Raw genomic sequence first — 14938 nt, forward strand, 5'->3', positions numbered from 1 at the left:
ATGGCGGTCGCAATTCAGAAGGCGTCGACGGCGGCTTCGATCCACCCTGTCAGCAAGATATCCGTCGCCCCGCCGTCGCGCCACACACGCAGCGTCGCTGGCGCCGGCGAGTAAAGGCCCGCGAACGGATCAGGGGCCGCGCCGAGGCACGCGCCGTTGTGCCGGAGCAGGATGTCACCGATCCGGAAGCCCGCGCGCAGCCCGTCCCACCCGATATCGAGGATGACGACGCCGCGACAGTCCTCGAGCGTCGCGCCATGGCTCGCCCTTTCGAGGCCCGCCCGTCCGCGCGTGGTCAGCTCGTGGGCCACCGCGAGGTCGGTCGCCACGCGTCCGAGCGTGACCAGCCGGGCATAGGCGCTCCGCGCCGCCTCACCACCCTGGGTGCCCAGGAGGAGCGCCCGATGCATTGCCAGCTCGGACTCGCCCTCGAGCACTTGCAGCTCCGCGAGGGCGACCTCCCCCTCCGCGAGCGCGGCGCCGGCGACGGCGGAGTCCAGCGCCTGCAGCCAGAGGATCTTGGCCTTCCCGTGCGAATGCGGCGCGCCGGCCGTCCGCCGCGCCGCCTCCCCGTAATGGTGCGAGGCCTGGCGGTAGCTTCCCATATCGACATGGGCTGTCGCAATGTTGGTGTGGGCCGCGGCCTCGCCCGCCACGTCGCCCACCCGCCGGAACACCGCGAGGGCCTCGCTATAGTGCTCGCGCGCCTTCGCGTGCGCGCCGAGGTCGTGATGAACGCTGCCGATGGCATTCAACGTGCGTCCTTCACCGGCCAGCTCGCCGGCCTGACGGAGCAGCGCCAGCGCCTTGTCGTAGTGCGCGAGCGCCTGGCGCGTGTCCCCGCGCTCGCGGTGCACGTGGCCGATGTTGGCGTGCGACTTGCCTTCGCCCAAGGTGAACCCGGCAGCTTCGCTGAGGGCCAGCGCCTCTTGATAGGCCGCCAGCGCCCGCTCCGGATCGTCCTTCTGCGCGACCAGGCCGATGTTGTTGAGCAGGATCGCCGTCAACATCGGCGCGTCGAGCTCACGCATCAGCGTCCGCGATCGTTCGTAGTACAGCGACGCGGCGCGCAGATCGTCCATTTGATAATGGACGTAGCCGGTGTCGTTGAGGATCATGGCCTCGATGACCGGCAGGTTCTTCCCGGTGACGAGCCTCAGCCCCTGCTCGTAGAGATCCATGGCCCTCTGACGGTCTCCGAGCGAGGCATGGACCGAAGCGAGGCTCCGGAGCAACTGCGCCTCTTCGGCGACTGCGTTCATCCCGCGGAGCAACTGCAGCGCGTCCTCGAGGTAACGCAGCGCCAGTCGCAGCTCGTGGCGCCGCGCATGGACCATGCCGATGTGGGCGAGGACGGCCGCGCGCGTGGCGACGTCGCCGGACTTCGCCAGCGGCACCAGCGCCCGCTCGAGGTACTCCATGGCACGCTCGGCCTGTCCGAGCAACAGCTCGAGCAGGCCGAGGTCTTTGAGCGCGTTGGCCTCGCCCTCCCGGTCGTGGGCGTCCTCGGCCAGGTGCAGCCCTCTTTCATAGCAGTCGCGCGCCTCCGACATGCGCCAGGCGTCGCGGTGAATGTCGCCGAGGTTGAGGAGCACGGCCATCTCCACGTCCGTGGCTTGCGACTCGCGCGCGAGCACGAGCGCCCGCTCGGCCTGCTCCAGCGCCGCCTTCGACTCGCCCATCGCGTGGCGAACCGCGCTGATGTTGTGGAGCGCCCTGGCCTCGGCCGCAGGGCTCCTGGCCTGCTTGGCGAGCGCCAGCGCGGTCTGGAGCAGCTCGAGCGCCGCCCTCGGTCGACCGAGGGAGCAATGCAGTCGGCCGATCTTGTCCAGGATCTCCGCCTGCTTGACGAGGTTCTGCGTCGATTGATGGCCGCGCAGCGCCCTGTCGTAGTAATCGAGCGCCTGGTCGCGGCGCCCGAGTTCGACCTGAAAATCGCCGATCACAGTCAGCGCCACCGCCTCCTCGTCGGGGATGCCCATCTTCTTGAGCAGCGGGAGCCGCTGCTCGAGCAGCGCCAGCGCCTCCTCGCCGTGTCCGAGTTGCTCATGTAGGCCGGCGAGGTGTTTGAGCACTTCGGCCTCGAGCGTGATTTCCTTCGCCTCGCGCGCGCGCGCCAGCGACTCTTCCAGCAACTCGAGCGCCTTCGCCTCCTCGTCGCGCCGGAAGTGGACCATGCCGATGCTGCTGAGCGCGAGCGCCATCCCACCGGCGTCGCCGGCCTCTCGCCGCGCCGCCAGCACCTCCTCGAGGCATGCGAGCGCCTCCGCCGCCTCTCCCCGCGCGAGGTGGACGGAGCCGATGTTGTGCAGCGCGGTCGCCTCCTCGACCCCGTTGCCGATCTCGCGCTGCAGCGCGAGCGCCTCGCGAAAGTGTTGCAGCGCCCTGCGATCGGCGCGCAGCATCATGTGCGCCAGGCCGAGGTTGTTGAGCGCGACTGCTCGCCCGGCCGCGTCTCCGGCCGCCGAGAACAGCGGCAGCGATCGCTGATAGTGCTCGATGGCCTTGCGGTACAGGGCGGGCGACTCCTGCTGCTGGCCGAGGTACATAGACGCCCACCCGAGGTTGCTCGTGGCCGACGCCTTGCACGCCGCGTCGTGCGACGGGCAGCGCCGTAGGGCCGACTGCAGGATCGCACTCGCCTCGGCCGCTCGACCTGCGAGCAGATAGATGGCGCCGAGTGACCCCTGCAGGTCGGCGAACCCATGCTTCGGGAACCCCGGGAGCTTCTGCGCCCGCGAGAACACGGTCGCCGCCGCGCCGAAGTGACCGCGACGGGCCGCATCCACGGCCAGGACGCTGTGGAACAGCGCGAGCGGCTCGGCGGTCGCCAGCCGGGGGAAGTCGAGGTCGAGCACACCGGTCGCCACGGGCGACGATCTGCTGCGCGCGCTCTCGGTCTCGAGCCGCGGCCACCACACGAGGGTAAGATAAGTCTTGAACCGATCGCGCCCGTTCGCCGTGAGCCGGAAAGAATCACGACCCTCGGCGATCGGCTGGCGCGTAGCGAACATCGCCCCGAGGTTCGGCGCCGCCTCGGCCGCCCCCCACATCACGGCGTCGGCCTCCCAGACGCGCCCGAGCGTTCGCGCCTCCGCGTGTCCGTTGATGATGCACGGGACGTACACCACCTGCAGCGCCGCGGGATCGATCCCCGCCTCGCGCAGCGTCGGATCCCTGGAGAACTCTTCCGCGACGTACTCGGGGATCTTCCGCTCGAGCGCCAGGCTCACCGACTCTCCAAAGTCCTCGGCGTCGGGGCCGGACCCGACGAAGCGCGTGATCACCAGCTTCAGGCCGTCGCTATCGGCGAACCCGCGCGTGAACATTTTGGGCTCACAGCGACCCATCCGCGCCGAGGCCGGCGCCACGGACGAGATCGACTTGATGCCCGAGATCTCGATATGGCAATTTTCCCCGGTACAAACGAACGGGTTGCCACCGCCGAGATACATGGCGGATCCTGCGGCACGCTCCGCGGCGGCCACAGATTCGGCGGCCAGCTCCGGACTCGTCGGAGCTGCGGGGATCGGCGCCGCATCGGACGCGTTCGCCACCGCCTCCGGGGCCTGTTCGGGCTCGCGGACCGCCGACCCACATTGTCCAAGGGACAGGGCTGCCAGGAGTACACCTGGACCGGCCACCCGGCGCCGAGCCGCTTGATCGCGCGGGTGATTCATCGCTCCGACTTAGGAGTGCCGCGGCGCGAGCGATCGATCATCGCGGCTTGACGAATTCGGCGCGTGCGAGTCCTCCCTTGAGGGGTAGGTGAGCCACGTTTCTTGATCTATCGCGCCAGCGGCGGGTTGAACAAGGTGCCACCGCCTTCAAGAGCTCGATGAAACGGCTGTTCCACAGCGATGAAGAAGAGCGCCTGGGCGCCTGGGCGCGGCTCGATGCTCTCCGCGCCTCGGTCGTCACATCGTGCTCCCGTGCCCCTCGAGGGCTTCGAACCGTCCCACCCATTTCCCAGCCACCGCCCGTGCGGCCGGACCTTGCCGCGCTGTAGGGCGAGCTCGCGTTCGGCGTTGATTGACCTGAGCAACCGGACCATCTTGTTCCCGGAGTCGATGCTGCGCGAGATCGAGGCAGTGGCCGCGAGCGATCGCTCTCCTTCGTCATGCGCCGCGCCTGGCAGCTCGCGGCGCCGGAGCTCCTGACCTCCCTGCCGCGAGCTGAGCCGCCTCCGGCACTCGCCCGAGAGGCGGGCCGCGACCTCCACCGTTCCCCACATTCCCGTGACCTGTCCCCGAAGACCTTCCACGCTCGAGCCCACGACACCCACGTGATCGCGGGCTCAGCGCTGCACGGGCTCGAGCTCGAGGCGCGCGATCGACAGCTGCAACCACGCATCGAACGCCTGCGCCTCGATCGTGAACAGGTAATCGCGCCAGCGCCACCGCTGCGGCCTCTCTTCGGTCCCGACATGCGTCTCCAGCCGCTCCGGCGCGGCTCTGAACGGCTGGTACTCGACCGCGACCAGCAGCGGCGGCGGCTCGCCGGCCTCGATGTGCTTGGTCGAGTGACCGAGGAACTTCATCCGCGTGCTGCCGAGCTCGACCTCGCCGCCCCGCTGGACGCGCGCCGCGATCGGCTCGCCCGGCCGCACCCGCTCGGTGACTTGCTCGGCCACCACCACCAGTCGCGGCGCCCGCGTCGGGTCCTCCACCTCGACGACCTCGACGCGATAGCGGTCGAACCACGCCTCGCGCACCGACTCGTAGCCCGCCGAGAGCAGGCTGATCTCGCGGCTGACGGGCGCCCCCAGGCCCTCGAAGATCAGCGCCAGGGTGATGCCGCTGCCGGCGGGATAGCTGCCGTCGGGGCTCGCCGCGATCGACTCCACCGTCACGTTCGAAAAATGCACCGTGACCCCGCCGCCGAGCGCGAGCCGCTCGTTCGGGGCCAGCGTCGTACGGGCCGCAGGCGCGGCGGCGACGGGTGCGGAGGGCGGCTGCATCGTCGGCGGGGGAGCCGGGGCTGCGCACGCCCCGAGCAGGCAGGCCACGAGGCAGCGGCGCACCGCCGCAGGATCGCCGATCGCCGGGCGCACCGCGACCCTCACTCGACGATCACCTTCGCGCTCCACCCGCGGCCGAACGTCTCCGGGTGGTACATCTCCTCGGCCTTCGGCGGCGGCACCACGAACACCCCCGGCGTCGTCGCCAGCGCCACGTACGTGTACGTGTGCACGCCCTCCCACAGCAGCGACGTGAACGCCTCGGCCCGCTCGTCGCGCAGGTTCTGGTGCTCGAACCACGGGCGGTTCCACCACCACCACGGCGACTGCTTGCTCATCGCCTGCGGGTCCTCCGGCAGCGAGCCCGTGGTCATCAGCGCCGGGTTCTGCGGCTCGAGACCCGCGGGCAGCGGGTCGACCAGCGCCACGTGGTAGCGCCGCGTCGGCGCCACCATCGTCAGCCGCACCCGCACGCGCGCCCCGCCCTTGATCCGCCAGGTCCCGTCGGCGTCGCGCGACACGTCCTTCGGGTCGTCGATCGCCTCGTACGCGCGGTCGACCACGAAGCCGTGGTCGGCCGGCGGCATCAGCATGTCGCTCGGCGCGTAGCGCATCCCGATCCGGTAGTACAGGCGGCCCTTGCCCTCCTTCTGCAGGATCAGGTCGCCGGACCCGATCTCGGCCACGTCGGCCATCGGGATGTCGATCCGGCGGCGGTCGGTCTGGCGGCCGACGAACTTCTGCTCGCCGGCGTAGCGCGGCCCGAGCCACGCGCGGGCCACGAAGTCGGGCTCGATCTTCTCGTACGTGTTGAAGTAACGGTCGAGCGCCACCAGCACGAACGCATTCTCCTGCGTGCTCGTCCACCGGCCGGCCTTGCGGTGGGCCATCAAGCCCTCGACCAGCTTCGGGATCAGGTCGCTCTTCGGCTGATCGGCGATCAGCGCCTCGAGCATCAGCGCGTCGACGCGGCGGTCCGAGTGCAGCAGCACGTGGCCGGCGTCGCTGTACGACGTCACGAAGTGGGCCGCGCCCGCGGTCTCCTCGGCGCGGTTGCGGACGATCCGCCGGATCGCCTCGAGCTCGCTCGTCGACGCCGCGTCGCCCTGCAGCGCCGAGTACAGCCACGCGACCGCCTCCAGCCCCATCTTCTCGACCCCGCCGGCTTCCTTGATCAGCGCCCGCGCCTCGGTCGGGTCGCCGTGGCCGAGCTGGCGCAGGGTGTAGAGCGCGTAGGCCCGCAGCACCTGCTTCTCGACCGGCCCGTAGGACTCGGGGATCCGGTAGCGGATCGACTGCAGGTACGAGACTGCCTTTCGGGTCATGTCCTTCGAGACACCAAAGCCCTTGGCGTCGGCGCGGGCCAGCGCGTGGGCCACGTGGATCGACAAATAGGGGTACGAGCGCTCGCCCCAGCGCCAGAAGCCCCAGCCGCCGTCGTGGTTCTGCAGCTTGCCGAGGCGCAGCAGGTCCTGGCGCACGCTCGCCTCGAGCTCCTTCGGCGGCGGCAGGCCCTCGGCGGCGAACGCGGTCAGGACGTCGCGCAGCGCCGCGATCGCCATCACCCGCGACGACACCTGCTCGGCGCAGTCGAACGGGTAGCGGACCAGGTACAGCAGCGCGTCGGTCAGCCCGGCCACCGCGGTCGAGGTCGTCGTCACCTCGAGCCCGCCGAACTCGCGCCACACCCCGGCCGGCGCTTTGACCGGCTGGGCCACCGCGCCGCTGTCGAGCGTGCCGTAGGTCGCGAACGCCTCCGTGGTCGCCGGCGTCCACACCGGCAGCGACAGCTCGGCCGCGTCGGAGTGCTGGCCGCTCGCGGCCGCGAACTGGAACCGCGCGGTGCCGGCCATCTCGGTGGTGGTCGGGAACCTGACCTCGACCCGGTCGCCGGCCGGCACCTGCACCTTGCGACCTGTCCCTGCGGTCAGCTTGGCATTGGCCGCGCGGACCGCCACCTCGACCGTCAGCGCCTTCTTGCCCTGGTTCTGCACCACCACCGGCAGCTCGACCTTGTCGCCGAAGTTGAGGAAGCGCGGCGGCGACGGCCGCACCATCAGCGGCCGGCTGGCGGTGACCGTCGCCTCGCCGCCGCCGAACGCGTTGACGCCCCCGGCCGCGACCGCCATCACCCGGTAGCGAGTCAGGTTGTCCGGCAGCTTGAGCTCGACCTGCGCCTGGCCCTCGCTGTCCGTCGGGACAGCCGCGGCGAACAGCGCCAGCGCGCTGAAGTCGGTCCGCAGGGCGATCGCCGCGTCCTCCTGCGCGCCGCTGTCGCGTTCGAGGGCGTCGCCCGCCTCGTCCTTCTTGGCGGTCTCGCGCTGCCTGGCGTCCGGCATCGTCGGGGCCTCCACCGGCGCCGGATCCGGCGCGGCCATGCCGGGGCTCGACTTGGCCTTCCGCTTCGGCGACTCCTCCGCGCGGTCGTAGCCGCCGTCGTCGCGCGAACCGCCGGTCGGCCCGGCCGCCTGCAGCTTCGCCAGGTCGGGCCGCGCCAGCAGCAGCAGCTCGCGCAGGTGATGCTCGCGCACCCCGCCGTCGCGGTCGACGTAGAACGTCGCCACCGGATCGGGCCAGCGGTAGCCCGTCAGCGACAGCAACGCCTCGTCGACCACCGCCAGCGCCACCTCGCCGCCGGCGACCGGCTTGCCCTCGGCGTCGCGCAGCTCGACGTCGACCACGGTCTTCGCGCCGGGCGGCAGCTCCTCGTCGCGCGGCTTGACCGTCAGCTGCAGCGTGCGTCGCCGCGGCGGGACCCGCAGGTTGAGCGCGCCGGCGGCGTAGGCTGGCCGCGGGGACAGGCTCGGATCGACCGTCCCGTCGTCGCGGGTCCGCGGGGCCGCGCCGACCAGATCGACGTGCACGTGCAGGTTGGGCACGTGCGCCTCCTCGATCGGCACCCGCAGCTTGGCCGCGCCGTCCTCGACCTTGAACCGCTCGCTGCGCACCAGGCCCGAGCGGCGGATCGTCAGCACCCCCTCGGCCCGCGGCCACGGCGACACCACCAGCAGCTCGGCGACGTCGCCGGCCCCGTACTCCTTCTTGTCGGCCAACAGCCCGACCTTCTCCTGCTCGATCGTCCGGCTCGGCGGCGTGTCGCCGCCCGCGACCCACAGGTCCGTCCGCGTCACGCTCGCGCGCCCGCGGGCGTCGGCCACCGTCGCCTCGAGCCGCAGCGTCCCGCCGCGGCGGGCCTCGAAGTCGCAGCGCGACGCGCTCTTGCTCGAGCTGATCGGGCAGGTCTGGGTGTCGACGACCTTCTCCTTCCACTCCCCGCGCTCCTGCACCCACTCGAATTGCTGGGCCAGGATCGTCGCCGCGCGGCCCTCGACCAGCTTGCCGTCGAGGTCGGCGACCACCGCGTCGACCGAGAACTTGTCGCCCTTGTTGTAGAACGGCCGCGGCGTCTTGAGGCCGACGTAGAGGTCGGCCGGGTGCACCACCAGGCGCGTGCGGCCGGTCCACTTCTGCCGGTTCACGTCCTGCGCCGAGCCCTCGGCAATGACCGCGTACGCGCGCGCCGGCCGGCTCCACACGAAGTCGGCGCGGATCCGGTGGGCCCCGGCGGCGTCGGTCTTGCCGGTGAACGTGAACTCGCGCCCCTGCGGGCGAGACTCGCGGCGCCACCAGTACCAGCTCTCGGTGAAGCCGAAGCTGTACTCGTCGAGCCCCGGCGGCGTGAACGCGGCCGGCTCGGCGTGCACCCGCCAGTCGACGTCCGCGCCCGCGAGCCCGCCGCCCGAGAAGTAATTCGCGGTCAGCGTCAGCTCGGCGCTGGTCCCGACCAGGTGCGGCCCCGGCGATGCCTCGACCTTCACCTCGTACTCCGGCCGGCGGAACTCCTCGACCTTGAGCGTGTGATAGTAGGTCCGCGAGTCCGCCTGGATCTGCAGCGACGCCTGCCCGGTATTCATATTACTCGGCAGCCCCAGCGTCAGCTCGAACCCGCCGGCCGCGTTGACCGGCACCTCGCCCTTGCGCACCTCGCTGCCCCGCGGATCGTACAATCGATAGGTCACCGACTTCGCCGAGGTGAGGCCGATGTCGCCGCGCTCGCCCCCGCCGACGCTGCGCACCCAGCCCTTGACCTTGGCCGTCTCGCCCGGCTTGTACAGCCCGCGGTCCTCCGCCACGTAGAAGCGGTAGTCCTCGCCCGGCTGATACGCGCTCCACCCGGAGTTCTCGGGCTGATAATAGTACATGTTCTCGGCGACGAACGCAGTGTCCCCGCCCTTCTTCGCGATCAGCAATTGCCCGCGGTCGGCCAGCGGCAGCGTCACCAGCCCGTCGGCCGCGCTCTGCCCCGCGCCCCCGCGCGGCGCGATCTTGACGTCGACGCCGGCGAGCGGCGCCCCGTCGGCCAGGTTGGTCGCCCACGCCACCATCTCGCCGTGATCGACGAACGCGGTCAGGCCGATGCGCGTGACCTGCGCCCACGCCATCACGTACTGGCGCTCCCAGCAGTTCCACGGCTGGCGCGGCGGCTCGACGAACGCGATCACGTTGCCGAGCCCGCCCTTGAGCGCCGGCGACAGATCGATCGCGGTCTCGACCAGCGCGTCGGGCTTGTCCGCGACCTTGACCGTCGTCGTCGCCACCAGCTTCCCCGGCGGCGGCGGGATCGCCCGGCCGTCACGACAATCCATGTCGCGGCGATAATCGAGGTACTTCCCGTAGTCCTCCGGCGTGACCGCGTACAGCCGCACCTTCAGCTTCGGCCGGTTGATCGTGAACACCGACAGCTTCGACCCGCCCGCCGGGTCGACGACCAGGAAGTCGCGGTTCGGCCCCTGCAGCTGCGGCTCCGCGCGCGTGGTCGTGAACCGCGACACCGCCGGCTTCTCGGACGCCTGGCCGAACACGTCGCGCAGCCCGGCGTCGACCGTCACCGAATACATGGTGCGGCCCGCGGTCGCCCCGGCGACCGTGATCATGTTGCCGCTGGCGCTGATGTTCATGCCCGGGATCGACGGCTCGACGTGGACCGACTTCGGGTCGAAGCGCTCGAGGTCGATCGCGTTGCTGAACTCGATGAGCAGCGGCGTGAGCGGCCGGCACTGGTCGCCCCAGCCGCAGTGAGCGCCGACGTGCGTCATCGGCCCGTACGTCTGAAACGCGAACCTGTACGGCGCCTTCGCCTTGCGCGGCCCCTCGGCCGACGGCGTGCCCGGCCCGACTGTCACGGTGACCACGGTCGCGCGCGGCAGCGGCTCGACCGCGCGGAACGCCACCGTGCGCCCCGGCTCGCTCGCCGCCACCTGCTGGCGCGCGACCTCGTCGGCCTCGAGCTCCGCCTGGGTCGCCAGCCGGATCGCCCGCTTGCCGCCGGCGTCGACGGAGATGACCTCGAGGACAGCCTGCGGATCGATCTTCTGATCGAAGCTCACCACCATCACCGGCTCGAGCTCGTGCGGCCCGCCCTGCGGCCACGAGTTCAGCACCGTCGGCGGCGGCGTCGCGAACGTCCACTCCTTGGCCTTGGCCAGCGCCCCGCCGAGGCTCGACTTGACCTGCCCCGGCACCCGCACCCGGTACTCCGTCGCCATCGGGAACCGCCCCTCCGGCTCGAACATCACCGTCTTCGCCCCGACCCACCGCCACGACCCCGGCGGCTGCGGCGACAGCTCGACCGGCACCTTCAGCTTCGCCAGCTCGGCGTGGCTCGTCACTGCCACCATCGGCTGCGAGAACGACACCGCCAGGTGCGGCGCCAGCTCGACCTCGCCCTCCGGCATCGCCCGCGTCACCGCCAGCGGCCCCGCCTCCGCCCGCTCCGGCGCCGGCGCCTCGGCCGGCGGCGGGAACGCCTGCTGCACCGTCTTGCCCGGCCGCGGCGCCGCCAGGCTCTGCTCGCGCAGCGCGAAGGTCTTCTTGTCACCTGTCTCTTGGGTCAGCGCCGGCAGCCGCGCCAGCAGCTTGGCCGCGCGCGCCTCGGGCAGCGGCTCGGCCCTGGCCGGCGGCCGTCCGGCCGCGCTCAGCGGCCGCAGCTCCTCGCTCGCGCGCAGCCGGATCTCGAGCCCCTCGGGCGCGTCCTCCGGCGCGCTCCGCAGATCGATGTCCCGCGTCCCCGACTCCGTCGCCACCGCCTCGCCGCTCACCGGCACCACCACCGCCGACCCCTTCGTCGCCGGACAGCTCGTCATCAGCGCGAGCGAAAGATGGAGGACGCAGACGATTCGGAGCGGACGACCGGGGCGCACGCCGCGATTGTATGCGCACGCACGCGGCCCCGATACGCCCGCCCGCCGGGCGATTTCGTCCCGCCTACGGGTCGACGTCGAGGCACAGCTCGACCTTGTCCATGCTGCAGCGGGCGTCGTGCACGAGGATGCTCCCGCGCTTCGAGTAGAACGAAGCCCCGCCGGGCGCGACCAGCATGATAACGTCCTCGATGACGATCCCGGCCGCGAGGTGCTCGCGGGCCGCGAGTCCCAGCGCCGGCACCTTCCATCCCAGAGGATCGAGCGCCTGCACCAGCGGGTCCTCGGCGGGCAGCGGCAGCTCCTCCGGATCGATCTGCGACAGCGGCAGCACCGGCGCCAGCCCGCCCTTCGGCGCCAGCTCGCGCACCGCGGCCTCGTGCCCCGCCACCCCGACCAGCGCCAGACAGTCGAGCCGGTCCAGCTTGTCCGTCACGGCCGCGCACGCCTGCTTCGCGCTGCCGGCGGCCTTGCCCGCTCCGTCCTCATTCACCACATACCAGATCCCCGCGTGCGCCGCCTGCCCCGCGAAGCTGTCCGTGATCGTCACCCCGACCTTGCTCTCGCTGCACGTGTAGCGGGCCCGCACCAGCGCGCACGCCTGCGGCGACAGGTCGGCGCAGCGGGTGTCGTAATAATCCTCGCAGCTGCCCACCTCGGGGAATTGCACCGGATCGTGCACCCCCCAATCATCGCTGATGGTGACCGCGCGCGGCTGAACCGCGCCGGCCTCGATCGATTCGTCGCAGCCGCCCGCCATGAGGCCCAGACCGCCGAGCACGAGGATGGAGAACATACGATTGCGCATGACGACTCCTGGCGATCGGCCGTCGACCGATCGCACGGATGAGAACACCCGGCGCACGGGCCCGCCTCATGGCGGCCGCTCGCGCCGGACCCCGGGTCATCGACAACGAGCCCCCGGTTTCTGACGCGGCCGCGATCTTTTTTCCGTCGCGCCCCGGGCCGCGCGAATTCAACCGCCGCGGGCCATCGGCGCCAGGCCGCGCGCGAGCGTCTGCAAGCGCGAGCGCGCCAGCCCCATGCTGCCGCTCGCGCGGTCGAGCTCGACGAACAGATAGCAGCCGGTACGCGGGGTCCGCTGCAACAGGTGCAGCCGCGGCCCGCGGGTCACGAGGATGTCGTCGACGCAATCGTCGACCTCCTCGCTGTGGACCAGCCGCGTCAGCGCGTGGACCAGCCCGTCGTCGAGCGGGTGCCCGCGCCGGGCCAGGAATCGCCCGCGGTCGCTGTCCAGCAGCGCCGCGGCCTGGGCTCCGTCGAGCGCCATCGCCTCGTCGAGGCAGCGCCGGATCTCCGCGTCGATCTCGATCGCCGGCGGCACCGACCTCGTCGGCGCCAGCGGCTCCGTCGCCCCCACGAACGTCGGCAGCAGCTCCGCCAGCGCGAACGTCAGCCCGCTGGAGTAGCGCCGCTGCTGCGGCACGAACATCACCACCTCGTGCCGGCGACCGAGCAGCCGCTGCAGCTTGGCCGCCAGCCACCGCCGCAGCCGCGCCTCGAGCTCGCCGGCCGTGACGACCTCCCACTCGATCAGCACGTCGGCGAAGTGTCGCCCGGCGGTAAAGCACTCCTCGAGCACCGCGCTCACGTCGTCCGCGCGCACGTCGGGCAGATCGCGCAGCAGGTCGTGCAACGAACCTGTCTCCGAGGACAGATGCACCCACGCCACCCGGCCCGCGTGAAAGAACACCCGCCCGACCTCGGCGCCGCTGCGGAGCAGCAGATCGCCGCCGGGGCTGGCGTGGGCCTCGGCCAGGGCGGCCGCCAGCCCCGGCGTCGCGCTCGCCAGCGCCAGCGCCCGTTCGGCCGCCTGCACGCGCGCCACCACCTCTCCGCTCGACAGCGGCTTGACCAGGAAGTCGTCGGCCCCGGCCGCGAACCCGTCGAGCATGTCTGCGTGGCGATTCCTCGCGGTCACCAGCACCACGTGGGCCGGCGCCCGCGCCTCCCGCAGGCGGCGGCACACCTCGAGCCCGCTGATCCGCGGCATCACCCAGTCGAGCAGGACGATCTGCGGCGGCGCCGCCTCGCTCAGCAGCTCCCACGCGGCCGCGCCGTCGGCCGCCTCGCTCACCGCGTAGCCGCGCTCCTCCAGCGGCCCCGCGAGCATCGCCCGGGCCACTGGATCGTCGTCGGCGACCAGGACGCGGGTCATGCGAGCGGGCGACGTTACGAGCAGATTCATGACCGGTGGCTCGACCCGACGATCGTCGGTCCCCGCGCGCTTGTCCATGGCTGTCTTCGACGACGCGAGCCCGCGCGCCAATCACCGCGCGGGCCCGAGCTCACGACTCTGAACAATCATGTCCTATGTTCAATCGTCCGCGTACGGCTGTCCGATGAATCCAGTGAAGGATTGCCCAAGGTATGCACATCGTCGATCCCACGAGCGCCTTCGCGGGTGCCGCCGGCCGCCCCCGGGGCCGCCCCTTGCGCGTCCGACAGCTGCAAATCACGCGTGGGCCGCCACGACCGCCGCGGCCGGGCGGGCGCCGTCCGCATAATCCTTCAACACGAACGCGTCGTGCATCTGGACCGAGCTGCGGCTGAGTCGGGCCAGCGCCCGCAGCCACGACACCGGCACGTGATTGAACAGCCGGGCCGACTGGGCGAACAGCCACACTGCCAGCGGGTTGCCTGGGATCAGCTTGCGCGCCGCGGACAGCGCGAACGCGCGGCTGTGCGTCACGTACTCGCGCAGCGTCTCCTCGCAATTGCGGAAGCCTCGCACGTGATCGCCGCCGGCCGCCGCCAGCTCGCCGGCCAGCACGTACGCGCCGACGATCGCCAGGCTCGTGCTGCCGCCCACCGCCGGCCCCGGCGAGTAGCCGGCGTCGCCGGCCAGCGTCACCCGCCCGCGCGTCCACGTGTCCATGCGCAATTGCGTGATCGTGTCGAAGTAGAAGATCGGCGCGCGCTCGACCTCCGCCAGCAGCCGCGGCACCTCCCAGCCCATCCCGGCGAACGCCTGCGCCAGCAGCTGCTTCTGCCGGGCGACGTCGCGGTGGTGGTATTCGAGCTCCTGCGGGCTGCGGAACAGGAACACCGCGCGGGCGTCGTCCATGTGCCGCGCGCTGTAGACCCCGGCCATTCGGTCGACCCCGGTGACGAGGATCGTGCGGTCGCTCAGCTCGAGGTAGTTCGGGATCGACGCCACCGCCAGGTGCGCGCCGATCGGGCGCGAGAACTGCCGCTCCTCGCCGAACACCAGCCGGCGCACGTTCGAGTGCAGGCCGTCGGCGCCGATCACCAGGTCGAAGCGCCGCGGCGCCCCGCGCTCGAACGTCACGTCGACCCCGGCGTCGTCCTGGCGCAGCGACGCGATCGAATCGCCGTACACGTACTCGACCTCGCCCCGGCCGGCGCCGATGAGGACCTCCGCCAATTCGTCGCGCATGATCTCGCAGTGACGGCGCGACACCGTCTGCAGGATCCGCTTCACGTCGACCTCCAGCGGCCGCTTCACCCCGTCGCGCAGCAGCGTCAGCTGCTCCGTCCCCGTCGCGCGCGCCTCGATCTCCGCCAGCACCCCCATCTTCTCGACGATGTCCATCGCCGGCCGGAACAGATCGACCGCGTGCCCGCCGGTCTTGCGCAGCCCCGGCGCCCGCTCGACCACGGTCGGCTGAAACCCGTGGCGCTTGAGCCAGTAGGCCAATACCGGCCCGGCGACGCTCGCGCCGCTGATCAGGATCTTCTGCATCACGCCTCCCTTACTTACCGATAGGTAAGCACGCGGTCCTGGCACTTTCAA

6 protein-coding genes are annotated in these 14938 nt (G+C 71.6%); all 6 read right to left on the minus strand.

Translation table 11 applies throughout. The features are described from left to right. Window positions 1-14: 14 nt before the first annotated feature. Window positions 15-3329, minus strand: a complete 3315-nt coding sequence (locus O0S08_RS33115; protein WP_269033419.1) for a tetratricopeptide repeat protein — start codon at window positions 3327-3329, stop codon at window positions 15-17. Window positions 3330-4297: 968 nt separating this feature from the next. Continuing rightward, the gene (locus tag O0S08_RS33120; protein WP_269033420.1) at window positions 4298-5053 is read right to left on the minus strand and encodes a hypothetical protein; all 756 of its coding nucleotides are present in this window, start codon (window positions 5051-5053) and stop codon (window positions 4298-4300) included. A gap of 8 nt (window positions 5054-5061) precedes the next feature. Further along, window positions 5062-11160: an Ig-like domain-containing alpha-2-macroglobulin family protein gene (locus tag O0S08_RS33125; RefSeq protein ID WP_269033421.1), complete on the minus strand. Its 6099-nt coding sequence runs from the start codon at window positions 11158-11160 to the stop codon at window positions 5062-5064. A gap of 64 nt (window positions 11161-11224) precedes the next feature. Beyond that, the gene (locus O0S08_RS33130) at window positions 11225-11968 is read right to left on the minus strand and encodes a hypothetical protein (protein ID WP_269033422.1); all 744 of its coding nucleotides are present in this window, start codon (window positions 11966-11968) and stop codon (window positions 11225-11227) included. A 168-nt stretch (window positions 11969-12136) separates the two neighbouring features. After that, window positions 12137-13369, minus strand: coding sequence for a response regulator transcription factor (locus O0S08_RS33135; protein ID WP_269033423.1), 1233 nt, complete (start codon window positions 13367-13369; stop codon window positions 12137-12139). Window positions 13370-13636: 267 nt separating this feature from the next. Beyond that, entirely contained in the window at window positions 13637-14887 is a 1251-nt protein-coding gene (locus O0S08_RS33140) for an FAD-dependent monooxygenase (protein ID WP_269033424.1), read from the minus strand. Window positions 14888-14938: the final 51 nt, after the last annotated feature.

It is taken from the genome of Nannocystis punicea, assembly GCF_026965555.1.
Classification (GTDB): domain Bacteria; phylum Myxococcota_A; class Polyangia; order Nannocystales; family Nannocystaceae; genus Nannocystis; species Nannocystis punicea.

Bases quoted from the DNA above. Each gene is read 5' to 3' on its own strand.
- O0S08_RS33135 (WP_269033423.1), bottom strand. From the start codon at position 13,369: ATGAATCTGCTCGTAACGTCGCCCGCTCGCATGACCCGCGTCCTGGTC.
- O0S08_RS33130 (WP_269033422.1), bottom strand. From the start codon at position 11,968: ATGCGCAATCGTATGTTCTCCATCCTCGTGCTCGGCGGTCTGGGCCTC.
- O0S08_RS33140 (WP_269033424.1), bottom strand. From the start codon at position 14,887: ATGCAGAAGATCCTGATCAGCGGCGCGAGCGTCGCCGGGCCGGTATTG.
- O0S08_RS33115 (WP_269033419.1), bottom strand. From the start codon at position 3,329: ATGTTCACGCGCGGGTTCGCCGATAGCGACGGCCTGAAGCTGGTGATC.